22 protein-coding genes and 1 tRNA gene are annotated in these 24,558 nt (G+C 72.2%); 6 read left to right on the forward strand and 17 right to left on the reverse strand.

Features of this window, described 5'->3' with window-relative positions; all coding sequences use genetic code 11:
• Nucleotides 1-51: 51 nt before the first annotated feature.
• From yajC to pgsA, 11 genes are all read right to left on the reverse strand, one after another.
• Nucleotides 52-597, reverse strand: coding sequence for a preprotein translocase subunit YajC (gene yajC, locus ACTWP8_RS35030; RefSeq protein ID WP_443326122.1), 546 nt, complete (start codon nt 595-597; stop codon nt 52-54).
• Nucleotides 598-771: 174 nt separating this feature from the next.
• Nucleotides 772-1,827 (reverse strand): Holliday junction branch migration DNA helicase RuvB, encoded by a 1,056-nt coding sequence (gene ruvB / locus ACTWP8_RS35035; protein ID WP_443326123.1) that lies wholly within the window; start codon nt 1,825-1,827, stop codon nt 772-774.
• A 103-nt stretch (nt 1,828-1,930) separates the two neighbouring features.
• Nucleotides 1,931-2,545 (reverse strand): Holliday junction branch migration protein RuvA, encoded by a 615-nt coding sequence (gene ruvA, locus ACTWP8_RS35040; protein WP_443326124.1) that lies wholly within the window; start codon nt 2,543-2,545, stop codon nt 1,931-1,933.
• Nucleotides 2,542-3,099 carry a crossover junction endodeoxyribonuclease RuvC gene (gene ruvC / locus ACTWP8_RS35045; protein WP_443326125.1) on the reverse strand — a complete coding sequence of 186 codons (558 nt, stop codon included), beginning with the start codon at nt 3,097-3,099 and terminating at the stop codon, nt 2,542-2,544. Before ruvC ends, ruvA begins: the two co-directional genes overlap by 4 nt.
• A 191-nt stretch (nt 3,100-3,290) precedes the next feature.
• Complete coding sequence (locus tag ACTWP8_RS35050; RefSeq protein WP_443318085.1) at nt 3,291-4,043, reverse strand: YebC/PmpR family DNA-binding transcriptional regulator; 753 nt, start codon at nt 4,041-4,043, stop codon at nt 3,291-3,293.
• Between the two features lie 62 nt (nt 4,044-4,105).
• Complete coding sequence (gene pdxT / locus ACTWP8_RS35055) at nt 4,106-4,696, reverse strand: pyridoxal 5'-phosphate synthase glutaminase subunit PdxT (RefSeq protein ID WP_443318086.1); 591 nt, start codon at nt 4,694-4,696, stop codon at nt 4,106-4,108.
• A gap of 107 nt (nt 4,697-4,803) precedes the next feature.
• Complete coding sequence (gene pdxS / locus ACTWP8_RS35060; RefSeq protein WP_443326126.1) at nt 4,804-5,733, reverse strand: pyridoxal 5'-phosphate synthase lyase subunit PdxS; 930 nt, start codon at nt 5,731-5,733, stop codon at nt 4,804-4,806.
• Between the two features lie 225 nt (nt 5,734-5,958).
• Nucleotides 5,959-6,504 carry a hypothetical protein gene (locus ACTWP8_RS35065; RefSeq protein WP_443318088.1) on the reverse strand — a complete coding sequence of 182 codons (546 nt, stop codon included), beginning with the start codon at nt 6,502-6,504 and terminating at the stop codon, nt 5,959-5,961.
• 407 nt (nt 6,505-6,911) lie between these two features.
• Complete coding sequence (locus ACTWP8_RS35070; RefSeq protein ID WP_443326127.1) at nt 6,912-8,075, reverse strand: glycosyltransferase family 4 protein; 1,164 nt, start codon at nt 8,073-8,075, stop codon at nt 6,912-6,914.
• 15 nt (nt 8,076-8,090) lie between these two features.
• Entirely contained in the window at nt 8,091-9,023 is a 933-nt protein-coding gene (locus tag ACTWP8_RS35075) for a phosphatidylinositol mannoside acyltransferase (RefSeq protein ID WP_443326128.1), read from the reverse strand.
• Nucleotides 9,020-9,679 carry a phosphatidylinositol phosphate synthase gene (pgsA, locus tag ACTWP8_RS35080; RefSeq protein ID WP_443326151.1) on the reverse strand — a complete coding sequence of 220 codons (660 nt, stop codon included), beginning with the start codon at nt 9,677-9,679 and terminating at the stop codon, nt 9,020-9,022. The genes ACTWP8_RS35075 and pgsA overlap by 4 nt, the downstream gene beginning before the upstream one ends.
• Nucleotides 9,680-9,866: 187 nt before the next feature.
• Between pgsA and ACTWP8_RS35085 the strand changes: the two genes are divergently transcribed.
• Both ACTWP8_RS35085 and ACTWP8_RS35090 read left to right on the forward strand, forming a co-directional pair.
• Nucleotides 9,867-12,065, forward strand: coding sequence for an elongation factor G-like protein EF-G2 (locus tag ACTWP8_RS35085; RefSeq protein ID WP_443326129.1), 2,199 nt, complete (start codon nt 9,867-9,869; stop codon nt 12,063-12,065).
• Between the two features lie 163 nt (nt 12,066-12,228).
• Entirely contained in the window at nt 12,229-13,884 is a 1,656-nt protein-coding gene (locus ACTWP8_RS35090) for a hypothetical protein (protein ID WP_443326130.1), read from the forward strand.
• An 86-nt stretch (nt 13,885-13,970) separates the two neighbouring features.
• Here ACTWP8_RS35090 and ACTWP8_RS35095 read toward each other — a convergent pair whose 3' ends face one another.
• Nucleotides 13,971-14,531 (reverse strand): HIT family protein, encoded by a 561-nt coding sequence (locus ACTWP8_RS35095; RefSeq protein ID WP_443318097.1) that lies wholly within the window; start codon nt 14,529-14,531, stop codon nt 13,971-13,973.
• Nucleotides 14,532-14,598: 67 nt separating this feature from the next.
• On the opposite strand from ACTWP8_RS35095, the gene ACTWP8_RS35100 reads away from it, so the two are divergent.
• A complete protein-coding gene (locus tag ACTWP8_RS35100) occupies nt 14,599-15,255 on the forward strand; it encodes a potassium channel family protein (RefSeq protein ID WP_443326131.1) in 657 nt (218 codons plus the stop codon).
• Nucleotides 15,256-15,281: 26 nt separating this feature from the next.
• Here the strand turns inward: ACTWP8_RS35100 and thrS are convergent, their stop codons facing one another.
• On the reverse strand, nt 15,282-17,276 hold the full coding sequence (gene thrS / locus ACTWP8_RS35105; RefSeq protein WP_443326132.1) for a threonine--tRNA ligase: 1,995 nt from the start codon (nt 17,274-17,276) through the stop codon (nt 15,282-15,284).
• Between the two features lie 111 nt (nt 17,277-17,387).
• Between thrS and ACTWP8_RS35110 the strand changes: the two genes are divergently transcribed.
• The gene (locus tag ACTWP8_RS35110) at nt 17,388-17,981 is read left to right on the forward strand and encodes a DinB family protein (protein ID WP_443326133.1); all 594 of its coding nucleotides are present in this window, start codon (nt 17,388-17,390) and stop codon (nt 17,979-17,981) included.
• Between the two features lie 14 nt (nt 17,982-17,995).
• On the opposite strand, the gene ACTWP8_RS35115 is transcribed toward ACTWP8_RS35110, so the two are convergent.
• Nucleotides 17,996-19,219, reverse strand: coding sequence for a hypothetical protein (locus ACTWP8_RS35115; protein ID WP_443326134.1), 1,224 nt, complete (start codon nt 19,217-19,219; stop codon nt 17,996-17,998).
• Nucleotides 19,219-19,800, reverse strand: coding sequence for a DUF4365 domain-containing protein (locus ACTWP8_RS35120; protein WP_443326135.1), 582 nt, complete (start codon nt 19,798-19,800; stop codon nt 19,219-19,221). Before ACTWP8_RS35120 ends, ACTWP8_RS35115 begins: the two co-directional genes overlap by 1 nt.
• A gap of 177 nt (nt 19,801-19,977) precedes the next feature.
• Here ACTWP8_RS35120 and ACTWP8_RS35125 point away from each other — a divergent pair, with 177 nt between their 5' ends.
• Nucleotides 19,978-20,703 (forward strand): exonuclease domain-containing protein, encoded by a 726-nt coding sequence (locus ACTWP8_RS35125; RefSeq protein WP_443326136.1) that lies wholly within the window; start codon nt 19,978-19,980, stop codon nt 20,701-20,703.
• Nucleotides 20,704-20,878: 175 nt separating this feature from the next.
• Here ACTWP8_RS35125 and ACTWP8_RS35130 read toward each other — a convergent pair.
• Nucleotides 20,879-20,950, reverse strand: a tRNA-Val gene (locus tag ACTWP8_RS35130).
• A 59-nt stretch (nt 20,951-21,009) separates the two neighbouring features.
• Nucleotides 21,010-21,474: an SRPBCC family protein gene (locus tag ACTWP8_RS35135; protein ID WP_443326137.1), complete on the reverse strand. Its 465-nt coding sequence runs from the start codon at nt 21,472-21,474 to the stop codon at nt 21,010-21,012.
• A gap of 108 nt (nt 21,475-21,582) precedes the next feature.
• Here ACTWP8_RS35135 and ACTWP8_RS35140 point away from each other — a divergent pair, with 108 nt between their 5' ends.
• Nucleotides 21,583-24,549 carry an SCO7613 C-terminal domain-containing membrane protein gene (locus ACTWP8_RS35140; RefSeq protein ID WP_443326138.1) on the forward strand — a complete coding sequence of 989 codons (2,967 nt, stop codon included), beginning with the start codon at nt 21,583-21,585 and terminating at the stop codon, nt 24,547-24,549.
• The last annotated feature ends 9 nt before the right edge of the window (nt 24,550-24,558 follow it).

Consider the following 24,558-nt stretch of genomic DNA (forward strand, 5'->3'; position numbering starts at 1 on the left):
GGACCGCGCCGCGCACCCCGCCGGGGTATGCGGCGCGGTCCCAGGGCCGGGCTACTTCGCGTCGGCGTCGCCGTCCTTCTTGCCGTCCTTCGCCTCGGCGGCGTCGGCAGCATCGGCGGGCTCGGCCTCGGCGTCGGGGGCGTCGGAGGCGTCGGCCTTGCCGAGGTCGATGCGCGGCTTGTCACCGTCCGCGGGGTCGGCAGGGGCGACCGGGGCGGCGGGGGTCTCTTCGGAGATCAGCGAGGAGGCGTCGTCCGGGACGACCGGGCCGTCGGCCTTGAGGTCTCCGTCGACCTTGAGGTCGCCGTCGGGGTCGATGCCGTGGACGATGCGGTTGTACTCGGCGTCCTCGAGGACGGCGCCGACGGAGTTCTTCGCGTAGACCGCGTGCACGCCGGGGGCGACCTCGAGGAGGACCGTGTCGTCGCCGACCTCCTTGACGGTGGCATACATGCCGCCGATCGTGCGGATGCCGGTGCCGGGCTGCATCTGGTTGCGCATCTGCATGGCCTGGCGCTGCTTGTTCTTCGCGGACCGGGTCATCAGGAACATGGCCCCGATCAGCACGATGAACGGGAGGAGGGTCACGATATTCACGGGCCGGAAATCCTTCACACGACCGCTCGAGCGGCGGCCTGGTATTCGGGGGTGGGCACGCCGTCCCACAAAGACGGCATCGGCGGAGTCTAAGCGAGTCCGCACCTACGGAACAACGCCCAGCATGTCACCCGGGTTCCGGAACGGGCGAGTCTCCGCGCCGTAACCGTACCGTTACACACCGAACAGGCCCGGTTGCCCCGGTGCCCCGCCGCTCTGCTGAGGCGGTACGAGACCCAGGTGCTCCCAGGCCGCGGGCGTCGCGATCCTCCCTCGCGGCGTCCGGGCCAGCAGTCCTTCGCGTACGAGGAAGGGCTCGGCGACCTCCTCCACCGTCTCCCGCTCCTCCCCCACGGCCACGGAGAGGGTGGACAGGCCGACCGGGCCACCGCCGAAGAGCTTGAGCAGCGCGCCGAGCACGGCGCGGTCGAGGCGGTCGAGCCCGCGCGCGTCGACCTCGTACACCCCCAGGGCCGCGGCCGCCACCTCGCGGGTGACGACGCCGTCCGCCTTGACCTGGGCGTAGTCGCGGACGCGGCGCAGCAGGCGGTTGGCGATACGGGGGGTACCCCGGGAGCGGCCCGCGATCTCGGCGGCGCCCTCGGGCTCGATGTCGACGTCGAGCAGGCGGGCGGAGCGGTGGATGACCCGCTCGAGCTCGGCCGGCTCGTAGAAGTCCATGTGGCCGGTGAAGCCGAACCGGTCGCGGAGCGGGGGCGGCAGCAGGCCGGCCCGGGTGGTGGCGCCGACGAGCGTGAAGGGCGGCAGCTCGAGCGGGATGGCGGTGGCCCCCGGGCCCTTGCCGACGATCACGTCGACCCGGAAGTCCTCCATCGCCATGTAGAGCATCTCCTCGGCGGGGCGGGACATCCGGTGGATCTCGTCGAGGAACAGCACCTCACCTTCGGTGAGGGAGGAGAGGATCGCGGCGAGGTCTCCCGCGTGCTGGATGGCGGGGCCCGAGGTGATACGGATCGGGGCGCCCATCTCGGCCGCGATGATCATGGAGAGGGTGGTCTTGCCGAGGCCGGGGGCGCCGGAGAGCAGGACGTGGTCAGCGGTCGCGCCGCGCGCTCGCGCTGCGCGCAGCACGAGGTCGAGTTGCTCGCGCACGCGTTCCTGGCCGATGAACTCGTCCAGGTCCTTGGGGCGCAGGGCGGACTCGACTGCCTGGTCCTCGCCGTCGGCGGCGGGCGCCACGAGGCGGTCTGCGCCGTCTTCCCAGTTCACTGCGTTGCTCCCATGTGGCTGGCGTTTCGTACTTTGCTGCACGCCGGTGGCACGAGGCTGTGCCCCGTCCCGCCCAACGGGACGATCTCCCACAGCCACGCGTTCATCGCGCGCGGTTCAGCGTCTGAAGAGCCGCCCTGAGCAGCTGACTCACCTGTGGCGGGCCGTCCGCGGCTTCGGCCTGCGGGGCGACTGCCACCACCGCGTCCTCCGCCTCCCGCGTGGCATACCCCAAACCGACCAGGGCGGCGTGCAGTTGGTCGCGCCAGCCCGCGGCCGCCGAGGCCGCGCCGCCGGAGGCCCGGACCGGTCCCGTCGGCTCGCCGAGCCGGTCCTTCAGCTCCAGCAGCAGCCGCTGCGCGCCCTTCTTGCCGATGCCGGGCACCGCGGTGAGCGCTTTCTCGTCGCCCGTGGCGACGGCGCGCCGCAGCGCGTCCGGGGAGTGCACGGCGAGCATCGCCTGGGCGAGCCGCGGGCCGACCCCGCTTGCGGTCTGCAGCAGCTCGAAGATCTGCCGCTCGTCGTCGTCCGCGAAGCCGTACAGCGTGAGCGAGTCCTCGCGGACGACCAGGGAGGTGGCGAGGCGGGCCTGCCGGCCGACGCGCAGCCCGGAGAGGGTGTTCGGGGTGCACTGGACCGCCATGCCGACCCCGCCGACCTCGACGACCGCGCTGTCCGGGGCGAGGGCGGCGACCGGGCCGCTGACGAAGGCGATCATGGCGTGACCTTCCGTACGGGCGCTGGGGGAATGCGGGAGGGACGGGCTGCGGAGGCATGGGCCTGCTGGAGGCGGCCCAGCGCGGGCGCGCGCCAGATGTGGCAGATCGCGAGGGCCAACGCATCGGCGGCGTCCGCCGGTTTGGGCGGCGCGTCCAGCCTCAGCAGCCGGGTGACCATCGTCCCGACCTGCGCCTTGTCGGCGCGGCCGCTGCCGGTGACGGCGGCCTTGACCTCGCTGGGGGTGTGCAGCGCGACCGGCAGCCCGCGGCGCGAGGCGCAGAGCATCGCGACGGCGCTCGCCTGCGCGGTGCCCATGACCGTACGGACATTGTGCTGGCTGAACACCCGCTCCACGGCGACGCATTCGGGCCGGTGCTCGTCCAGCCACTGCTCCATGCCGCGCTCGATGAGGACCAGCCGCTCGCCGATGTCCGCGCCGGCCGGGGTCCGTACGACGCCGACGCCGAGCATCGTCAGGGCCCGGCCCGCGACGCCCTCGACCACGCCGATGCCGCACCGGGTCAGCCCCGGGTCGACCCCGAGCACGCGCATCAACGCCCCTCCCTTCTTTGCGGCTGAACCGCCGCCGCTCTCGCGGAACTGGTTGATCGCCGTTGTGGTTCCTCAATTGATGGTTGCGGTCCGAGGCGGCGATCTTTGACTTCTTCGTCAGGCTATCCGGTGGCACCGACAACGACGGCGGGCCGGGGGACGTGTCCCACCGGCCCGCCATCGGAGCGAGTTCAGGCTTCGACCTTCTCCATGATGTCGTCGGCGACATCGAAGTTGGCGAAGACGTTCTGCACGTCGTCGCTGTCCTCGAGCGCGTCGATCAGCTTGAAGATCTTGCGCGCGCCTTCCTCGTCGAGCTCAACCTGCATGGTGGGCACGAAGTTGGCGTCGGCCGAGTCGTAGTCGATGCCCGCCTCCTGGAGCGCGGTGCGCACCGCCACGAGATCGGTGGCCTCGCTGATGACCTCGAAGTTCTCGTCGAGGTCGTTGACTTCCTCGGCGCCCGCGTCCAGGACCGCGGCCAGCACGTCGTCCTCGGTCAGCTCGCCCTTGGGGACGATCACGACGCCCTTGCGGTTGAAGAGGTACGACACCGAGCCCGGGTCGGCCATCGAGCCGCCGTTGCGGGTCATCGCGACGCGCACGTCGGAGGCGGCGCGGTTGCGGTTGTCGGTCAGACACTCGACGAGCACCGCGACGCCGTTCGGGCCGTAACCCTCGTACATGATCGTCTCGTAGTCGGCGCCGCCGGCCTCGAGGCCTGCGCCGCGCTTGACCGCGCTGTCGATGTTCTTGTTCGGCACCGAGCTCTTCTTCGCCTTCTGGATGGCGTCGAAGAGGGTCGGGTTACCGTCCGGGTCGGCGCCGCCCGTGCGGGCAGCGACCTCGATGTTCTTGATCAGCTTCGCGAAGAGCTTGCCGCGCTTGGCGTCGATCACGGCCTTCTTGTGCTTCGTCGTAGCCCATTTAGAGTGGCCGGACATCCGCCTGTCTCCTTCACGTAACCAATTCCTGAGCGAACCCCAGTGATCCTACCGGGATCCGATTACCCAGCTGTGCGCACCGTTTCCACGAACAGCCGGTGAACCCGGTGATCGCCGGTCAGCTCCGGATGGAAGGACGTGGCCAGCACGCTGCCCTGCCGTACGGCGACGATGTGGCCTTCGTGCGTGGCCAGCACATCGGCGTTCCCGCCGACGGACTCCACCCACGGAGCGCGGATGAAGACGCCCTCGACCGGGCCGCCCTCGATCCCGGCGAAGTCCACCGCGGCCTCGAAGGACTCGTTCTGGCGCCCGAAGGCGTTGCGGCGCACGATCATGTCGATGCCGCCCAGGGTCTCCTGATCGTCCCGGCCATCCAGGATCTTGTCCGCGAGCATGATCATCCCGGCGCAGGTGCCGTACGTGGGCATCCCGGCCCGTACGCGCTCGCGCAGCGGCTCCAGCAGGCCGAAGGTGACCGCCAGCTTGGACATCGTGGTCGACTCACCGCCGGGGATCACCAGGCCGTCGACCTCCGCGAGCTCCTCGGCGCGGCGGACCGGGCGGGCCAGGGCGTCGGCCTCGGCGAGTGCGACCAGGTGCTCACGGACGTCGCCCTGGAGGGCGAGGACGCCGATGACGGGGTTGGACACGGGGTGAAACCTCTCTGCAGATCGCAGGTCGTGGGGCGTGGGTTGTGGGTTCTACGGCCGGTGGGCGGCGCGCGGGGTCCGCGGGCCGCCCACCAGGTGAAGATCGCTTACCAGCCGCGGTTGGCGTAGCGCTCCGTCTCGGGGAGGGTGTCGCAGTTGATGCCGACCATGGCCTCGCCCAGGCCGCGGGAGGCGTCCGCGATGATCTTGGGGTCGTCGTAGAAGGTGGTCGCCTTCACGATCGCGGCGGCGCGCTTGGCCGGGTCGCCGGACTTGAAGATGCCGGAGCCGACGAAGACGCCCTCGGCGCCGAGCTGGCGCATGAGCGCGGCGTCGGCCGGGGTGGCGACGCCACCGGCGGAGAAGAGCACGACCGGCAGCTTGCCGAGCTCCGCGACCTCCTTGACCAGCTCGTACGGGGCGCGCAGCTCCTTCGCCGCGGCGTACAGCTCGTTGTGGTCGAGGGTGGTGAGGCGGCCGATCTCCTGCTTGATCTGGCGCAGGTGGCGCACGGCCTCGACGACGTTGCCGGTACCGGCCTCGCCCTTGGAGCGGATCATGGCCGCGCCCTCGGCGATCCGGCGCAGGGCCTCGCCCAGGTTGGTGGCGCCGCAGACGAAGGGGGTGGTGAAGGCCCACTTGTCGCTGTGGTTGACCTCGTCCGCCGGGGTGAGGACCTCGGACTCGTCGATGTAGTCCACGCCGAGCGCCTGGAGGATCTGGGCCTCGACGAAGTGGCCGATCCGGGACTTGGCCATGACCGGGATGGAGACGGCGTCGATGATGCCCTCGATCATGTCCGGGTCGGACATCCGGGCCACGCCGCCGTCCTTGCGGATGTCGGCGGGCACCCGCTCCAGGGCCATGACCGCCACCGCACCGGCGTCCTCGGCGATCTTCGCCTGCTCCGGGGTGACGACGTCCATGATCACGCCGCCCTTGAGCTGCTCGGCCATGCCGCGCTTCACGCGCGCGGTGCCGGTCTCGGGGGTCCCGTTGGGAGCGATCGAAGACGTGCTGGGGGGCGTGCTGGACACGGTTTGACCTCACTCGACGACGAATGTGCGATTGAGCCCATCGTAGGCCCGTTCGATACCCGACCCTGACCGGCCATCCGGTCCAGGTGGGCCGCCGCACTACTACGGATAAGACAAAAGCGCCGACGGCCGCTTCGCCACAAGGGCCAATCGCGGCCCGGTGGCCCGCTCGCCCCGGGGTTGCCGGGGGCGGCCGGGGTTTCCATGGCTGCCGGAGCCGGGCCCTCAGTGGCCGGTTCGTCCGGCCAGCGCGGCCGGGGGCTCGTCGTCCATCTCGAAGGCGAGCGGGAACGGCGCGTGGCCCGCGAGCCGGAACCAGCGCACCTTACGGTGCCGTCGCAGCGCCCGGGCCGCGCGCACCGCGTCGTTGTGGAAACGCCGCGCCATCGGGACCCGGCGGACCGCGGCCGACAGTTCCCCGACCGCCTCCTCGCCCCCGGGCGCCTCCCGTACGGCCTCGACCTGCGGGGCCTCGGCGAACACGGCGCGCAGCGCCTGGCTGAGCTCGCTCTCGGCGACCTCGCGCTGCTCCTCCTCGGCCTGGCGGGCGGCGTGTGCCGCCTGGTAGAGCACGATCGACGCGGCCGGGTCGAGGACGCCGGAAGTCGCCACCTCCTGCGCCACGGAGGCGCGGCGCAGCAGTTGCGCGTCGAGCGCGGCGCGGGCGGCGTCGATACGGGCGTGCAGCCGGTCGAGCCGCCCCGCGGTCCAGCTCAGGTACAGGCCGATCGCGACGAGGGCCACCGCGATCCAGATCAATGTCGAGGTCACGGGCGGCAAGGCTACCGCCGCCCACGGTGGGCACCGCCCGGAGTCCTCGCCCGCCCCGGGACTGCGGCCGGTCCGGCACCGCCGATCTACGCGGCGATGGCTGCTCACCGCGGCGGCGGGAAGATTTCTGCCGCCCCGGCGGCGAGGTCACCCGCGGCAGCGGGATTCCTCTGCCGCAGCGGCGGGGATTCCTCGCCACCGCGACGGAGCAACCGGCACGGCTGAGACCCACGGTGCCGAACCGGCCGACCGCGGCGCCGGACAGACGCCTCGCCGCCATGGATGGCGCTACGCCATTCCCCGCCCGGACGGCACATCCATCCCGCCGCAACGGCGAGCAACCACTGTGGCCAAGGTCGGCGGTACCGAACCGGCCTCAGCCCGAAGAAGGCGCCAGACGCCGGAGGTTAGTCGCGGGCGAGGCCGAAGCGGGCTCGGAGGCCCGTCGTGCGGTCGTCGGCCGCCACCGAGGCCGCGCCGTCGGTCACCGTCTCGTAGACCGCCAGGATGTCCGCGCCGACCGTCGACCAGTCGAACCGCCGTACGTGCCGCCTGCCCCGTTCACGCAGCTCCGCCCGGCGCGCCGGGTCGCCCAGCAGCCGTACCGCGGCGGTCGCGAGCCCGTCGGCGTCCTCGCAGGCGAACAGCTCCCCCGCCGCTCCCCCGTCCAGCACCTGCGCGAAGGCGTCCAGGTCGCTGGCGAGAACCGGAGCGCCCGCCGACATCGCCTCGACGAGGATGATCCCGAAGGACTCGCCGCCGGTGTTCGGCGCCACGTACAGGTCCACGCTGCGCAGCAGCCGCGCCTTGTCCTCGTCGCTGACCATGCCGAGGAACTCCACGCGCTCGCACACCTCGGCCGGCAGCCCGGCGACGGCTTCCTTCTCGTCGCCGCGCCCCGCGACCAGCAGCCTGGCCTCCGGCCGCTCCTCAAGGATCCGGGGCAAGGCCTTCATGAGCACCGGCAGGCCCTTGCGCGGCTCGTCGATGCGCCCGATGAAGCCGATCGTCTCCCCCTGCCACTCCGATTTGGGCTCGGCGTCCGCGAAGAAGCCGACGTCCACGCCGTTGGGGATCACCACCGCGTCGCCGCCGAGGTGTTCCACGAGCGTGCGCCGCGCGTACTCGCTCACCGCGATGCGGGCGCTGATCTTCTCCAGCGCCGCCTGCAGGATCGCGTACGCGGCGACCATCGCACGGGAGCGCGGGTTGGAGGTGTGGAAGGTGGCGACGATCGGACCCTGCGCGGCCCAGCAGGACAGCAGGCCGAGCGAGGGCGAGGCGGGTTCGTGGATGTGCAGCACGTCGAAGTCCCCCTCGTGCAGCCAGCGGCGCACGCGCGCGGCGGACAGGAAGCCGAAGTTGAGGCGGGCGACGGAGCCGTTGTACGGCACGGGCACGGCGCGGCCCGCCGAGACGACGTACGGCGGCAGCGGGGTCTCGTCGTCCGCCGGGGCCAGCACGGACACCCCGTGGCCACGGCGGATCAGATGCTCGGCCAGGTCCCGGATGTGGAACTGGACGCCGCCCGGCACATCCCAGGAGTACGGGCAGACGATGCCGATCCTCAAGGCTTCTCCGTTCCTTCAGCTGTCGGCGGAGCGGTCATTCCCCGGCTCCCGCGGCTCGAGGTCCTTCAGCCACAGCCGCTGCAGCATGTGCCAGTCCTGCGGGTGCTCGGCGATTCCGGCGGCGAAGACGTCCGCGAGGGCCTGCGTCATCGCGGCCGTCCTCTCGGCGCGGGTGCCGGTCTGTGGGACCTCGACCGCCGGGTGCACGCGCCCCTGCATGACCGGCGGTTCGTCGTACCAGAGTGTCACCGGCAGCAGCAGCGCGCCGGTCTGCTGGGCGAGCATGGCAGGCCCCGCGGGCATCCGCGCGACGTCCCCGAAAAACGAAACCTCGATACCGGACGCGGACAGGTCGCGGTCCGCGACCAGGCACACCAGGCCTCCGGAGCGCAGCCGCCTGGCGAGGGTGCCGAAGGCGCTGCCGCCGGTGTGCGGGAGGACCTCCATGCCCAGGCCCTCGCGGTAGGCGACGAACCGGTCGTAGAGGGTCTCGGGCTTCAGCCGCTCCGCGACCGTGGTGAAGGGCACGCCGAGCCGGGTGGTGACCCAGGCTCCGGCGAGATCCCAGTTCGCCAGGTGCGGCAGCGCGATGATCGCGCCCCTGCCCGCGGCGAGGCCTTCTTCCAGCAGGTGGATGTCCTTGGGCGAGAAGGCGGCCGCGATGTCCTCGTTGCTCCAGACCGGGAGCCGGAAGGACTCCATCCAGTAGCGCAGGTACGAGCGCATGCCCGCGCGGGACAGCTCCTCAAGCCGCTGTGGCGTGGCGTCGGGCACCACGCGCGCGAGGTTGGACTCGAGCCGCAGCACGCTGTTGCCGCGCCGCTTCCAGGCGCTGTCGGCGATCTGCTGCCCGAGCCGTACGGCCGCGGCCTCGGGCAGGTGCTTGACCGTGCTCCAGCCCAGGCCGTAGAGCCCGTCGGTGAGCCGGTGCGCGATCCCGGGCATCATGACGCCTCACTCCCCTGCGCAGCCCCAGCGTCCGCCTCCGCGGCCTCCCGGCGTACGGTGACCATCCGCTGCCCGAGCGTCACCAGGCTGCCGACCGCCACCACCCACAGCGCGACCGGCAGCAGGACCTCGATGTAGGGCACGCCGAACGTGTGCAGCCCGGCCAAGCCCGCCGCGACCAGCGAGATCACCAGCCGCTCGGCCCGCTCGACGAGACCGTTGACATTCACCGGCAGTCCGATGCTCTCGCCGCGGGCCTTGGTGTACGAGACCACCTGGCCGCTGGCCAGGCAGAAGATGGTGACCGCACACAGCACGAGGCTGTCGCCGCCGCCCGCGTACCAGAGCGCGAGCCCGCCGAAGATCGCGGCGTCCGCGACCCGGTCGAGGGTGGAGTCCAGGAAGGCGCCCCACCGGCTCGACCTGCCCAGTTGCCGGGCCATGTTCCCGTCCACCAGGTCCGAGAAAACGAACAGGGTGATTACCACAGTGCCCCAGAACAGCTCGCCCTGGGGGAAGAAGACCAGCGCGCCCGCGACGACTCCGGCGGTCCCGGCGATGGTGACCGCGTCGGGGCTGACCCCGAGGCGCAGCAGGAGCGCGGCGAACGGTGTGAGAACACGCGTGAAGAACGCACGCGCGTACTTGTTCAGCATGGCCTTCCCGAGGGTCGGTGGGGGCCGCGCGGCCCATTCGGCCACCGGCGCCGCCCCATCGTAGCCAGCGGGCGCTTGTGTTCGATGAGCGCACTCGGCGCGTGGCCGGGTACGACGTATGGACGCAGCATGACAGGGGTGGAAAGCTCGAAGAACCGCAACAGGTGCAGACCGGGAGGCGAGGCACATGGGCGACAGGACGAACGCACACCCCGGGGCCGCCGGCAGGGCAGCAACGGCCGACCGGCCCTCATCCCTGCGGAACGTGGTGCTGGTCGGCCACAGCGGGTCCGGAAAGACCACTCTGGTCGAGGCCCTCGCTCTCGCGGCGGGCGCGGTGAACCGGCCGGGCCGGGTCGAGGACGGCAGCTCCCTCTCCGACTACGACGAGATCGAACACCGGCAGCAACGCTCGGTACAGCTCTCCCTCGTTCCGGTGGAATGGGGCGGGATCAAAGTCAATCTGCTCGATACTCCCGGATACGCCGACTTCGTCGGGGAGCTGAGGGCCGGTCTGCGGGCAGCGGACGCGGCCCTCTTCGTCGTTTCGGCGGCGGACGGCGTGGACGGCTCGACGCGCATGGTGTGGGAGGAGTGCGCCGCCGTCGGGATGCCGCGCGCGATCGTCGTGACGCACCTTGAGTCGGCGCGCGCCGACTTCGAGGAGATGACGGCCGTCTGCCAGCGGGTCTTCGGAGGCGACGACCCCGACGCCGTACTGCCGCTGTATCTGCCGCTGCACGGCGAGGAGGCAGCGGACGGGCACGCCCCGGTCGCCGGCCTGATCGGGCTGCTCTCCCAGCGCGTCTTCGACTACTCCTCCGGCGAACGGGCCGAGCAGGCGCCCGATCCCGAGCACCTCCCGCTCATCGAGGAGGCCCGCAACCGGCTCATCGAGGGGATCATCTCGGAGAGCGAGGACGAGACCCTCATGGACCGCTACCTCGGCGGCGAGGACATCGATATCAAGACACTGATCGAGGACCTGGAGCGAGCGGTCGCCCGCGGCTCCTTCCACCCCGTGCTGGCCGCAGCGCCCGCCCCCGAGGGCAGCAAGCAGGGCATCGGGACCGTGGAGCTGCTGGAGCTGATCACCGGCGGCTTCCCGACTCCGCTGGAGCGCGAGGCCCCGGCGGTCACCACCCCGCAAGGCAGCCCGCGGCCTCCGCTGACCTGCGACCCCGAGGGGCCGCTCGCGGCCGAGGTCGTCAAGACCTCCTCCGACCCGTACGTCGGCCGGATCAGCCTGGTGCGGGTGTTCTCCGGCACGCTGCGCCCCGACGAGACGGTCCACGTCTCCGGACACGGCCTGGAGGACCGCGGCCACGAGGACCACGACGTGGACGAGCGGATCGGCGCGCTCTCGGCCCCCTTCGGCAAGCAGCAGCGGGTCATGCCCGAGGCCATCGCGGGCGACCTGGCCTGCGTGGGCAAGCTGAACCGCGCGGAGACCGGCGACACCCTGTCCGCCAAGGACAACCCGCTGCTCATGGAGCCGTGGGTGATGCCGGACCCGCTGCTCCCGATCGCGATCGAGGCGCACAGCAAGGCCGACGAGGACAAGCTCTCCGTGGGGCTCTCCCGGCTCGTCGCCGAGGATCCGACGATGCGTCTGGAGCAGAATCCCGACACCCACCAGGTGGTGCTGTGGTGCCTGGGCGAGGCACACATGGACGTGGCGCTCGAGCGGCTGCGCAGCCGGTACGGCGTCCAGGTCGATGCCGTGCCGCACAAGGTGTCGCTGCGCGAGACCTTCGCCGAGAAGAGTGCGGGGCGCGGCCGGCACGTCAAACAGTCCGGCGGGCACGGGCAGTACGCCATCTGCGAGATCGAAGTGGAGCCGCTGCCCGAGGGTTCCGGCATCGAGTTCGTCGACAAGGTCGTCGGCGGCGCCGTGCCACGGCAGTTCATCCCCTCGGTCGAGAAGGGCGTACGGGCGCAGGCGACGCGGGGAGTGGCCACCGGATATCCGCTGGTCGACGTGCGGGTGACCCTGCTCGACGGCAAGGCGCACTCGGTGGACTCCTCCGACGCCGCCTTCCAGACGGCGGGCGCGCTCGCGCTGCGCGAGGCCGCGGCCCAGAGCCGTATCCACCTGCTGGAGCCGTACGCCGAGGTGCAGGTGCTGGTCTCGGACGAGTACGTGGGTCCCGTGATGAGCGATCTGTCCGGGCGGCGCGGCCGGGTGGTCGGCACCGAGCAGGTGGGCGCGGGCCGCACGCTCGTACGGGCCGAGATCCCGGAGATCGAGATCGGCCGGTACGCGGTGGACCTGCGGTCGCTGTCACACGGCACGGGCCGGTTCAGCCGGTCGTACGTCCGGCACGAGCCTATGCCGGCGCAGCTCGCCACGAAGATCCGTGAAGAGGCGGGATCCGGCGGATAGTTGACGGATAGTGGACCTGTCGCCCGCCCCAACTGCCGTGCGGCGGGCGGCAGACCGCCGATACGCTGAGATGCACGTCAGACGGTGTGCCCTGAACGAGGGTTGCCGGACGCGGTAGTCGGGAAGATCCGTTGGCGGAAGCGCAGCGGCGTTGGGGGCGGTAGTGACAGACGGCGGGTTCGACTTCAGTCCCGGGGCGCAGATCCCGCTCTCCGGCTCGGCAGGGCAGACGGCGGCGACCAGTGCGCTGTCCTCGGCCGCCTACCGCGACAGCCCAGTCGCCGACATGCTGAAGGCCAACAGCGACTGGCACAAATCCCAGGTCTCGGCACCACGGCTGTCGCTGTTCGAGCCCAATCTCGGCGAGGCGTTCTCCCGCGCCGTGCAGGTGCGAATGCTCGGCGGCGCCCGGAAGCCGCTGATCCAGTCCTTCGGCACGGAGCCGCAGGCCGTGGTCGAGCACTGCCTGGCCGCCAACCGCATCCGCAAGGAGCGGGACACCCGGCTGACGATGGTGATGGTGGTCTTCGGGCTGCTGTTCCTGCCCGGGCTGCTGCTGTGGCTGGCCGCGTTCCAGCTGCGCCGGTCGCTGGCCGGATCGCAGAACAGGAGGGCAGGGGCGCTCGGTACGGCCGTGCTCGCCGGGGTCGGCCTGCTGGCGCTGCTGTTCCTCATCAGGCTGCCGTTCACCGGCTTCTGGGGACTCTATCTGCGCGCGATGGTCGTCGCCCCGGTGATCGGCTGGCTGTGGGCGAAGCAGATCTGCGAGCGTACGGCGAAGGACCTGCGGGACCGCTGGGAGGGCCTGCTCTCGGGCGGCGGGGTCGGCGCGAAGATCCCCGAGGCGGTGCCGCAGAACCCCAACGAGACCAGCGCGGAGCGCCTGCGCCAGGGCCTGGCCAGGCTGTCCGCCGAGCAGCACAGCAATCTCGTCTTCTACGCGGGCCCCAAGGGGATCCTCGGCATGGGCACCCGCTGGGGCAGCTGGCACATGGCGGAGGACCTGGTCTCCAGCGACCCGGACAAGGACATCAACCCCTTCCGCAGCTGGGATGTCATCCGGGCCATCCACGACCAGCTGCGGATGCTGGAGCGCGGCCCGCTGCACACCGGAGGGTTCCCGAAGCCGACGGTGACGCACTGGATCGTGTCGCCCATCGGCGAGGGCGCGGACGAGGTGGCCCGGCCGAACGACAGCGACACCGACGCCTTCCAGATCAAGGGCCACGAGATCCAGCGGATCTGCAACGAGCAGCAGTTCGGCAGCGGCAACCGCCACTATCTGGGCGTGCAGTTCGTCCTGTGGGACGGGCAGTTGGTGATCACCATGCTGGTCACGGTCACCGTGCTGCACGAGACGCTGCGGATCGAGGTGACCGGGCATGCCCTCGGCCCGGTGCACCCGCTGTTCACGACCAAGCCCGCTGCGAAGACCAAGGTGGTCTCCAGGAGCGTGAAGTTCTGGGAGAGCAAGGAGGTGGCGCTGCCGCTGGTGGACGCCAAGGAGGTGGTACGGCTGGCCGCGCGCGCCCCTCTGACCTGGTTCCCGCCGGTCCTCGACTACCTCGGCGGGAGCCTGACCCTGCCGGAGCCGTTCGGTCTGCGGCACGCCTGGGCGGACAAGCCGTGGCGCCACCGCTTCATGGCGGACGACGCCCTGCGCGCGGCCACCCCGGTCCTGCGGGTGGTGCACGCGGCGGCGCTCCGCGTCCTGGAGGAGAACGGAGTGGACACCGAGCAGTTCGGCAACCGCTCCCTCATCCTCAGCGGCCTCGTCCAGGGTGCGACGCCGATGAGGGCCGACCTCTACGACGCGTAACCGCCTGACCGCGCGCTGCAGCCCTCCGGCGCGGACGCCAGGCCGCCCGGGCGTCAGAGCAGCCGGACGTCAGCCCGCCCCGACGTTCAGGCCGCGGGCCAGGCCTCGGCGAGCATCCTGCGGGTGTCCGCGAGCAGCTGCGGCAGCACCTTCGTATGGGCGACGACCGGCATGAAGTTGGTGTCGCCGCCCCACCGCGGCACCACGTGCTGGTGCAGATGGGCGGCGATGCCCGCGCCCGCCACCGCGCCCAGGTTCATGCCGACGTTGAAGCCGTGCGCCCCGGACGCGGTGCGCAGTGCCTTCATCGCGCGCTTGGTGAACTCGGCGAGCTCGACCGTCTCCGGTTCGTCCAGCTCGGTGTAGTCGGCGACGTGCCGGAAGGGGACCACCATGAGGTGGCCGCCGTTGTACGGGTAGAGGTTGAGCACGGCGTAGACCCGCTCGCCACGGGCGACGATCAGCCCGTCCTCGTCGGACTTGGCCGGGATGGTGCAGAACGGGCATCCGTCGCCCGAGCCGGGGCCGCTCGGCTTGTTCTCCCCCTGGATGTAAGCCATCCGATGAGGGGTCCACAAGCGCTGGAACGCATCCGGCGTCCCGACTCCGATCTGCTGCTCCGGCTCACTCGTCATGCTCTGCAGCATATGGCTTCGCCCGTTCGCAGCGTGTCGCCGGGGCGGCGGCCCCGGCCGCTCCCGCGATGCTGAGCTGATGAACGACGACAGCCGGATGCGGAGCTGGGAGCGGCGCACCGAGATCCCGCTCTTCGCCGCGTCGCTGCTCTTTCTCACCTCGTACGCGGTGCGGGTGCTCGCGCCGGACCTCTCCCGGGTGTGGCTCGACTTCTGGCTCGCGCTGACGGCGGTCAGCTGGGCGTGCTTCGCGGTGGACTACGGGGTGCGGCTGCGGCTGAGCGGCCGCGGCGTGCGGTTCATCGTCACCCGGTGGCTGGACACGGTGGTGCTGGTGCTGCCCCTGCTGCGCCCGTTGCGGATGGTGCGGGTCTACAACGCGGTGCAGGCGCGCCGCGACCAGCCGACGCTCCCGCTCTACGCGCGCGTGATCACGTACGCGGGCATGACCTCGGTGCTTCTGGGCTTCGCCGCGTCGCTGGCCGTCTACCAGGCCGAGCGCGACGCCCCCGGCACCACCATCCGTACCTTCGGCGACGCCGCATGGTGGGCCTGCTCGACGCTGACCACCGTGGGCTACGGGGACGTGGCCCCGGTGACCCCGCAGGGGCGGCTGGTCGCGGCCGCTCTGATGGCGTGCGGCCTCGCGCTGCTGGGCGCGGTGACCGGCTCGTTCTCCTCCTGGCTGCTGCAGATCTTCACACGCGAGGACGAGAAGAAGCCCCCGGAGGCTTGAGCTCCAGGGGCCTCCCGCCCTGCGGATCAGACCTGCACCCGGTCCTCGACGGCCTTGAGGATCTCGGTCACCGCCTCCTCCACCGGCACGCCGTTCTTCTGCTCGCCGTTGCGGTAGCGGAAGGAGACCGCGCCCTTCGACACGTCGTCGTCGCCCGCGATGAGCATGTACGGGACCTTCGACTTCTGGGCGTTGCGGATCTTCTTCTGCATGCGGTCGGCGGAGGCGTCGACCTCGACCCGGATGCCGTGCCGCTTCAGCTTGGCGGCGACCTCCTGCAGATACGGCACGTGGTCGTCGCTGATCGGGATGCCGACCGCCTGGACCGGGGCCAGCCATGCGGGGAACGCGCCCGCATAGTGCTCCAGCAGCACCGCGAAGAACCGCTCGATCGATCCGAACAGCGCGCGGTGGATCATGACCGGACGCTGCCGGGAGCCGTCGGCCGCGGTGTATTCGAGGTTGAAGCGCTCGGGCAGGTTGAAGTCGACCTGGATGGTGGACATCTGCCAGGTCCTGCCGATCGCATCCTTCGCCTGCACGGAGATCTTCGGTCCGTAGAAGGCCGCGCCACCCGGGTCCATGACCAGGTCAAGCCCCTGCTTCTCGGCGGCCTGGCGCAGAATCTCGGTGGCCTCCGCCCACACCTCGTCCGAACCGATGAACTTCTCCGGGTCCTTGGTGGACAGCTCCAGGTAGAAGTCGTGCAGGCCGTAGTCGCGCAGCAGGTTCAGCACGAACGTGAGCAGCGAGTCCAGCTCGTCGGCCATCTGCTCCTTGGTGCAGTAGATGTGCGCGTCGTCCTGGGTGAAGCCGCGGGCCCGGGTGAGGCCGTGCACGACGCCCGACTTCTCGTAGCGGTAGACCGTTCCGAACTCGAAGAGCCGCAGCGGCAGTTCACGGTACGAGCGGCCCCGCGCGTCGAAGATCAGGTTGTGCATGGGGCAGTTCATGGGCTTCAGGTAGTAGTCGACGCCCTCGTCGAGCTGCATGGGCGGGTACATGCCCTCGGCGTACCAGTCCAGGTGGCCCGACTTCTCGAACAGCTTCCCCTTGGTGGCATGCGGGGTGTAGACGAACTCGTAGCCCGACTCCTCGTGCCGCTTGCGGGAGTAGTCCTCCATGGTCCGCCGGACGATGCCGCCCTTGGGGTGGAAGACCGCGAGCCCCGAGCCGATGTCCTCGGGGACGGAGAAGAGGTCGAGCTCGGAGCCGAGCTTGCGGTGGTCGCGTTTCTCGGCCTCGGCGAGGAAGTCCAGGTACGCCTTGAGCTCGTCCTTCGACGGCCACGCGGTGCCGTAGATCCGCTGCAGCTGCTTGTTCTTCTCGCTGCCCCGCCAGTACGCGGCGGCCGAGCGCATCAGCTTGAACGCCGGGATGTTCCGGGTGGTCGGCAGGTGCGGACCGCGGCACAGGTCCTTCCAGGCCAGGTCGCCGGTCTTCGGGTCGAGGTTGTCGTAGATGGTCAGCTCGCCTGCGCCGACCTCGGCGGACGCGCCCTCGGCGGCGTCGGCGGCCGAGCCCTTGAGCCCGATCAGCTCCAGCTTGTACGGCTCGCCGGCCAGCTCCGCGCGCGCGTCCTCGTCGGACACCGCGCGCCGAGAGAAGCGCTGTCCGCGCTTGACGATCTCCTGCATCTTCTTCTCGATGCGCTTGAGGTCGTCCGGGTGGAACGGGGTCGCGATGTCGAAGTCGTAGTAGAAACCGTCCTTGATGGGCGGGCCGATGCCCAGCTTGGCCTCGGGGAACAGCTCCTGCACGGCCTGCGCCATCACATGCGCGGCGGAGTGGCGCAGGATGTTGAGGCCGTCGTCGGAGGTGATCAGGACGGGCTCGACCACGTCGCCGTCCGCCACCTTGTACGCGAGGTCCTTCAGCGCGGCGACCCCGCCCGCGGGCGCGATCCGCGCCGCGACGACGCTGCGGTCGCCGCCCAGAAGCTCCGCCGCCGTAGTGCCCGTGGCCACCACGCGCTCTTCCCGCTCGGAATCGCGTTGGATGATCACACGGACGTCTGACACCGGTCTCTCCTGACTGTGGGTGGTGCGGCAAGCGGCGGCTTGCGCGCCTGAATCGTACCGAGCCGGGCGGGCCGGACGCGAAATGGTTACCCGGCGCCTACCGTGACGGACATGGCCATCGACTGGAACAACGAGCTCGTCGATCAGCTCGACCGGCACTGGCGGAACCAGCTGCGGCAGCGCCTGGAGGGGCTGTCCGACGACGAGTACTTCTGGGAGCCGGTGCCCGGCTGCTGGAGCGTGCGCCCCAGAGGCGAGAGCACCGCTCCGATCGCGGCCGGGGCGGGCGGCTTCACGATCGACTTCGCCTTCCCCGAGCCGGTCCCGGCGCCGGTGACGACGATCGCCTGGCGGCTCGCCCACATCGTGGTCGGTGTCCTCGGTGCCCGCGTCGCCTCCCTCCCCCAGCTACCGCTGGGGGTGCCCCCAGGCGGCCCGCCCGTCTCGTACGAGTCCTTCCACTACGCGGGCACGGCCGAGGAGGCGCTCGCCCAGCTCGACGAGGGGTACGCGGCCTGGACCGCGGGCGTGCGCGGCCTCGGGGACGGGGGCCTCGCGCGCCCCTGCGGACCGGCCGAAGGACCGTTCGCCGACCTGCCGATGGCCGCGCTCGTGCTGCACATCAACCGCGAAGTGATCCACCACGGAGCGGAGATCGCCCTGTTGCGCGATCTCTACCGCCACCGCAAGGCCGGCATCTTCTAAGCGGTCCTGGGCCGCTACGCGTCGTCGGCGCCGCACGCCTCCTCGAAGAAGTCGAGGTGCTCCTGCAGCGACTTCATCAGCCGGTCCCGCTCCGCCTCGTCCACCTGCACCGGCACCACACCCTGCGCACCCGTGAGACGGCGGAAGCCGCCCCGGCTCTCCAGCCGTCCGCTCACCCTGATCGGCAGGCCGACCAGGTGCGCGTGCCCCGCGATGCGGTACGCGTCCTCGTCGAGCGCCACCCGCACCTGCGGCACCTCCGCCCCCGCCAGGACCCGCAGCCGTACGGTCCCCGGCCCGCCGGGTGACGAGCGGCGCATCCGCACCACCGCGCCCGTGACCCGTACCGGCACGGACGGCTCGTCGCGCACATACCGCGCGCCCGCCTCCCGCAGGGCCGGCAGGTCCCCCGGCGAGAACTCCACCGGCTCCGGCCTGCCCGCGAAGCCCTCCGGCGCCCCGGCGGCGGGCGACCAGTCAAGCGCCACCCGCACCCCCTCCGAGCCGCGAACGAGCCCCACGACCGCCTCGGTCAGCTCCTGGCACACGCCCAGCTCGACGGCCGCGTCGAAGGCCTCCATCCCGCCCGTGGCGCGCTGGTAGTCGACGGCGTCGCGGGCCGCGTGCAGGGCACGCAGCAGGGTGGTGACGGCGGTGCGGCCGGTCTCGACCGGCACGAATACGGTCAGCTGCCGGCCGGTGCCCGGCTCGGGCCCGACGAGCATCCGCTCCAGGGCCGCCTCGGCGTGCCGCCGGTGCCGCGCCCCGTAGTAGCCGGCGCGGGCGCGCGCGGCGAGCGCACCGGCCACCAGCATCGCCCGCGCGCCCGCCCGCAGCTGCTCCTGCGCGGGCCAGGCCGCCGCACCGCTCTCCGGCACCGGTACGTCCCGCCACCAGCGGATCTCGTCACTGGGCACGGCCAGGCCCACGAGCACATCGCGGGCCGACGGCGCGGCGCTGCGAGCCAGCGCGGTGAGGGCCTCGGCGATCAGGTCCTCGCTGTCGGGGAAGGCGCGGTTCTCCGGCACCAGCAGGCTGGTCCCGGCCGCCCCGGGCCCCGGCGGGGTCCAGCGGCCGTAGCGGCCCGCCGCCCCGCCGCGCCGCCGCCAGCCGTGCCGCCCCAGCAGGGCGCTGAGGACGGCCGGGTCCACCTGCTCGGGGGCCAGGCCGCCTGCGGGCAGAGCTCCCGCGGCTTCTCGGGGATGTGGTCGTACGGACTCGTCGAACGGCCGGTGCATCAAGGTCTCCCTCCCACCCCGACCCGGGTCATGATCTCGCAGAGGGCTCGGTCGTCGAAGATCCGCGTGGTCGGGATCCGCACGGTGGTTCTGCGCCGGCCGGTCACCGGGTGCCCGGCCAGGTTGGTCCAGTAACAGCAGTGCCGCAGTTCGAGCCGGTCGTGGGAGGCGCGCAGCCACTCCTCGCGGCTGCGCGGTACGAGCATCACGACCAGGATCTTGTGCACCGACACCGGGGTGCGGGCGAGCTTCACCAGGTGCTCGTTGTCGAGCGTGAAGGAGAACGCCCGTCCCGGCGGGTGCGGGGGTATCTGGTAGGTGCACTTGAGCTGCACCTTGATGGTCACCTCGTCGTCCACGGCGTGGCCCGGCGCGCTGTGGCTGACGTGCCAGTCGATCCCGTTGTCGGGAAAGGGCTGCGCCAGCGAGCAGCCCGCCGCGGCCGCGACCGCGTGGAGATAGCCCACCTGGAGAGTCTCCATGCAGGCACTGGTGGCGAGTCCGCCGCGCAACGGCAGCAGCCCTCCCCCGTAACCTTCGGCACGGGCGGGACCCTCATGTTCGGGCTGCGCGAGCGCCATGACCGAATAGCCTTCCCGGCCTTGCCGATTGATTCCCCGCTCCGGACCCGATGACATTCGAACGGTCCGTCATCTGTGTTGTCTCCGCCCTGCGTACAGCGCAAACGGCCCGGGTATCACCAGCTCGGGCAGAGGGTTCGAATTCCCATCTGCCGCTTTCGCGCGAGGAGTTGTGACATGCCGTGCTGGTACGAGGGGCCGCTCGCCGCATTCGACACAGAAACCACGGGAATTGACGTGGAACAGGACCGCATAGTCTCCGCCGCGCTGGTGGTCCAGAGCGCACCGGCGGCGGTGCCGCGCATCAGCCGCTGGCTGGTGAACCCGGGAGTGCCGGTGCCTGAGGAAGCCATCGCCGTGCACGGCCTGACACAGGACCTGCTCAACCGGGAGGGCCGGTGGCCCGCGCCGGTAATGGAGGAGGTGGCGCGGGCGCTCGCCGCCCAGACCGCGGCCGACACGCCGCTGGTGGTGATGAACGCGCCGTTCGATCTGACGCTGCTGGACCGCGAGTTGCGGCGGCACCGCGCCAAGGCCCTCGCCGATTATCTGGGGTTCGGCTCGCTGTGCGTGCTCGACCCGCGGGTGCTGGACAAGCATCTGGACCGCTACCGCAAGGGCCGGCGCACGCTCGCCGACCTGTGCACGCACTACGAGGTGGTGCTGTCCGCCGCCCACGACGCGGCGGCGGACGCGGTGGCAGCGCTGGAGGTCGTACGGGCCCTGGGCCGGCGATTCGCGGCCCGGCTCGATCCACTGAGCCCCGCCGAGCTGCACACCCGGCAGGCTGTGTGGCACGCGGCACAGGCGCGCGGGCTGCAGTCGTGGTTCGCGCACAACGGCTCGGACGAAGCCGTCGACCCCGCCTGGCCGCTGCGGCCCGAGCTGCCGGCCGCCGCGTAGCCCGGGAATCGCTCCAACGACGAAGGCCGGGCTGCCCGTTGGCGTCCCGGCCTCGTTTCAGGTTTCAGGGGGTGCGGGTGGCGAAGCCCCCGCACCGCGGGACGGAGTCCCGCGCAGAAACGACGAGGCCGACGCGGGTCCGCGCTGTTCGCGGACACGTGCGGCCTCGGTCTCGTGGGCGATACTGGGATCGAACCAGTGACCTCTTCGGTGTGAACGAAGCGCTCTCCCGCTGAGCTAATCGCCCCGTGTGCTGGGCCAGGCCCCCGGCACGGCCTGAACAATACAGTGCCCGGGAGAGTTCCATCAAACGACATCCGCGAGCCTGCGGCGCAGTCCGCGCAGGCCTCCGCGCATCATCAGCGCGTGGTTGGCCAGGAAGAGCGGGCGGCAGGGCACGGCCAGAGCACGCATCAGCGGCTTCCTCACCTCGACCTCCTGCTCGAAGTGAGCGTGCGCACCGCCGCGAGCGCCTGGTGGCCGCCGGGCGCCGACCGTCCACCGCGCCCAGCCCTCGAGGTCCCCGCTCATCGCGATCTCCAGGACCCCGGCCGCGGGGTCCTGCCGGGTCTCGCGCATCGTGACCAGGAGGTCGTAGGGCGAGACGGACCGGAAGCGGGCCGTACCCGTGCCCCCGTCGGTCCGGCTCACCTCGCGGACCTGCGGCCACCAGGCGGGATAGTCCTCGGGCACGGCCAGCACGGCGTAGACGGCCGCGGGCGCGGCATCGACCGTCCAGAGGCTGCGGAAGCGGTACCGGTGCCAGTCCATGGGGCCAGTGTGGCCGTCCCGTTGGGGTCCGGCGGCTTCGCGTACTCAACGGATCTGAGTACGTGCGCCCATGTCCGGGTGCCTGCCCGGCACCCACACTCCCGGGGCATGGACAACGTGCCACCGGACCTGCCGCCGGCCGTCGAGCTGCAGCAGCTCGAGCTCACCCTGGCCCGGGTGGAGGCTCAGCGCTCACGGCTGCTCGCGCGCCGGGCCCAACTGCTCGCCCAGCTGCGGCGGTCCGGCCCCGCCTCTGCCCGCGCGATGGCCTGGGCCCCGCGGTCCGGGCCCCCGTCGCCGCGGCGGGACTCGCCGCGACAGGACTCGCCGCTGCCCGGCTCGCCGCTGCCGTTCCGGGAGGCCGACCCGCCGACCGTGCAGAACCTGCTGCTGACCCTCGGAGGCGTGCTGCTGGCCATCGCCGTGACCGCCTTCACCGTCGTCAGCTGGGGGCACTTGGGGCTGGGCGGCCGGGCCGCGGTCCTGGGCGCGCTGACGCTGGCCGCCATGGGTGCGCCCGCGCTGCTGCTGCGCCGTGCGCTCGTCGCGACCTCGGAGGTCGTGGCCTGCCTGGGTCTGCTCCTGCTGGTGCTGGACGCGTACGCGCTGCACCGGGTGGCGCTCCCGGACGCGGACGTCGCGGGCTACGCGGCCGCGGCGAGCACCGTCATCGCAGGGACCTGGGCGGCGTACGGGCTGTGGCTCCGCCATCGCCCCGCGGACGGCGACGGGTTGCACGCCTTCGAATCCGAGGGCACCGACCAGGCGCCGCCGGACTCGGGGGCGCCATCGGGCACGCGGGCGGCCGGGCTGGTGCTGCCGCTCCCCATTGCCGTATGCCTGGCCCAACTGCCGCCTGTTCTTTGGGCCGTGGCGGAGGGTGCCGGTCCGTTCGGCTTCGGCTCGGCGCTGCTGGCATCGGCGGTGGCGGACCTGGCGATCGCCCTGTGGTGCCGGGTACCGGGCGTACGCCTGACCGCTGCCCTGACCGGTTCGGTGACGGGGGCCGCAGGGCTGCTGCTCGCGACGGGGCTGTCGGTGACCGCATCCGGCACCGCCGAGGCGGGGCGGGCGGCCGCGCTGCTGCTCGTGGGGGCCGCGGCCGGAGTGAGCGCGTCGTGGCGCTTTCCGGCACTGTCCGCGCCGTCGGCACCGGCCGCAGCGTCGGCACCGGCCGCGCCGTCGACGCCTGTTGGTGCGGGCGAGGCCGGAGACTCCGGCGCACCGATCCAGCCGGACCGGCCTCCCCGGACCCGTCCCTCCGGCGAACACCGGCCTGCAGGCGCCGCGTGGCCTGCGGCCGGCGGCGGCCTGGCCGTGGTCGCGGCGCTCGGCGGGCTGCTCAGGACCGGGCTGCCCGAGCAATGGACCGTCCTCGGCTACCTGCTGTGCGGAACCGGTGTGCTGGTGGCCGCCCGCGCCCTGGCCGGGCGCGCCCCCGTGGCCGCCGGGCTGGCAGCCGCCGCGGGCGCCGTCCACGCCGGCGCGCTGCTCTGGACCGGACCCGCGGTGGCCACGGCCGTACTGGACCCGGTGAGCTGGGTGGGCGCCGTCTGGTCCGGCGCCCCGGCGGGATCGCGCGAGGCGATCACCCCGGCCGGGACGCTCGGACCCGAGTGGTCCTGGCCGATCACCTTCGCCGTCCCGACCGTCCTGGCCCTCACCGCGGTGACGGCCCTGGCGGTGCACCGCTGGCAAACGGGGCGCCACGGACGGCCCGCGCTGCTCCCCTGGGCGGTCGTGGCCGGGTGCGCCGCGGGCGTGGTGCTGCCGGTCGCCCTCGACCTCCCGTACCCGGTCGCCGTGGCGCTGCTCGTGGCCCAGACAGCGGTCCTCCTGGTCGCCTCGGCAACCCTCCCGGAGGCCGCTGCGACACCCGGCCCCGCGGACCCGGCGCCTTCCCGCCCGGCGGCCTCCGCCGCACAGGGCTCCGCGTCCCCCGGCCGCGAGTCCCCCGGACGGGCGCCCGGCTCGACAGACTCCGACCCAACGGGCTGCGCAGCTCCCGCGCCCCCTGGCCATGAGGCCTCCGACCCGGCGGCGCGCCCCACAGACCCCACCGGCCCAGCGGCTCACGCCGCAGAGGGCCCACCGTCCCCCGGCCGTGATGCCCCCGGCGGGGCCTCGCTCGCCGCGCTGCTCTGTGCCGTGGCGGTGGCGGTGACCGTCGGTTTCTGGGGGCTGGCTGAGCAGGCCGTGACGCTCGCCGTGTTCGGCAGCTTGCTGGTCGTGTTCGGGGCCGCCGCAGCGTCCGGGGGACGCGTGCGGCAGGCCGTGACGGCGTGCGCGGCCGTCGTGTGCGCCGTGGCGCTCACGGTCGCGCTGTGCGCCGCCGGGGACCTCCCGGCGGCCCGCACGGCGTTCGCCGTCCTGGCGGTCGCCGCGGCCGCGTCGCTCCTTGCGGCCCGGCTGCGCGCCGTCCCGGCCGGGATCTCCGTCGAGAGCGCCGGGTACGCGGCCGCGCTCCTCGCGATGGGCCTGGCCGCGGGAAACCGGCCGGTCCTCACCACGGTCCTCGCCCTCGCCGGGGTCATCGCGGCAGGCACGGCGCTGCGCCCGGATCGCCGGAGCGCCGCCCACGCGGCCGCCGCGCTGTTCGTCCTCGCGACCTGGGTCCGGCTCTCGGCGTCCGGCGTCACGGCCCCCGAGGCGTACACGCTGCCGGTGAGCGTCGCCGCGCTCTTCGTCGGCGTCCGCAGGCGGCGCCAGGAGCCGTCAGCGTCCTCCTGGGCGACGTACGGCCCCGGGCTCGCTGCGACGCTGGTGCCGAGCCTCGTGGCGGCCTGGAGCGACACGCACTGGCTGCGGCCGCTGCTCCTCGGGCTCGGCGCCCTGGCCGTGACGCTGCTCGGCGCCCGGCAGCAGCTCCAGGCGCCGCTGCTGCTCGGCGGTGCCGCCCTGGCGCTGGACGCCCTGCACGAGCTGGCCCCGTATATCGTCCAGGTCGTGGACGCGCTCCCCCGCTGGCTGCCGCCCGCCGTCGCCGGCCTGCTGCTGCTCGCCGTCGGCGCGACGTACGAACAGCGGCTGCGTGATGCACGGCGGGTCCGGGACGCACTGGGCCGAATGCGGTGACCGCACCCG

The sequence above is a fragment of the Streptomyces sp. 7N604 genome (genome assembly GCF_052245475.1).
Taxonomy (GTDB): Bacteria; Actinomycetota; Actinomycetes; order Streptomycetales; family Streptomycetaceae; genus Streptomyces.

Coding starts and splice junctions, on each gene's coding strand:
- ruvA (WP_443326124.1), bottom strand. CDS start 2,545: ATGATCGCCTTCGTCAGCGGCCCGGTCGCCGCCCTCGCCCCGGACAGC.
- ruvC (WP_443326125.1), bottom strand. CDS start 3,099: ATGCGCGTGCTCGGGGTCGACCCGGGGCTGACCCGGTGCGGCATCGGC.
- ACTWP8_RS35050 (WP_443318085.1), bottom strand. CDS start 4,043: ATGTCCGGCCACTCTAAATGGGCTACGACGAAGCACAAGAAGGCCGTG.
- ACTWP8_RS35075 (WP_443326128.1), bottom strand. CDS start 9,023: ATGATGCCCGGGATCGCGCACCGGCTCACCGACGGGCTCTACGGCCTG.
- pgsA (WP_443326151.1), bottom strand. CDS start 9,679: ATGCTGAACAAGTACGCGCGTGCGTTCTTCACGCGTGTTCTCACACCG.
- ACTWP8_RS35085 (WP_443326129.1), top strand. CDS start 9,867: ATGGGCGACAGGACGAACGCACACCCCGGGGCCGCCGGCAGGGCAGCA.
- ACTWP8_RS35095 (WP_443318097.1), bottom strand. CDS start 14,531: ATGCTGCAGAGCATGACGAGTGAGCCGGAGCAGCAGATCGGAGTCGGG.
- ACTWP8_RS35100 (WP_443326131.1), top strand. CDS start 14,599: ATGAACGACGACAGCCGGATGCGGAGCTGGGAGCGGCGCACCGAGATC.
- ACTWP8_RS35110 (WP_443326133.1), top strand. CDS start 17,388: ATGGCCATCGACTGGAACAACGAGCTCGTCGATCAGCTCGACCGGCAC.
- ACTWP8_RS35115 (WP_443326134.1), bottom strand. CDS start 19,219: ATGCACCGGCCGTTCGACGAGTCCGTACGACCACATCCCCGAGAAGCC.
- ACTWP8_RS35120 (WP_443326135.1), bottom strand. CDS start 19,800: ATGGCGCTCGCGCAGCCCGAACATGAGGGTCCCGCCCGTGCCGAAGGT.
- ACTWP8_RS35125 (WP_443326136.1), top strand. CDS start 19,978: ATGCCGTGCTGGTACGAGGGGCCGCTCGCCGCATTCGACACAGAAACC.
- ACTWP8_RS35135 (WP_443326137.1), bottom strand. CDS start 21,474: ATGGACTGGCACCGGTACCGCTTCCGCAGCCTCTGGACGGTCGATGCC.
- ACTWP8_RS35140 (WP_443326138.1), top strand. CDS start 21,583: ATGGACAACGTGCCACCGGACCTGCCGCCGGCCGTCGAGCTGCAGCAG.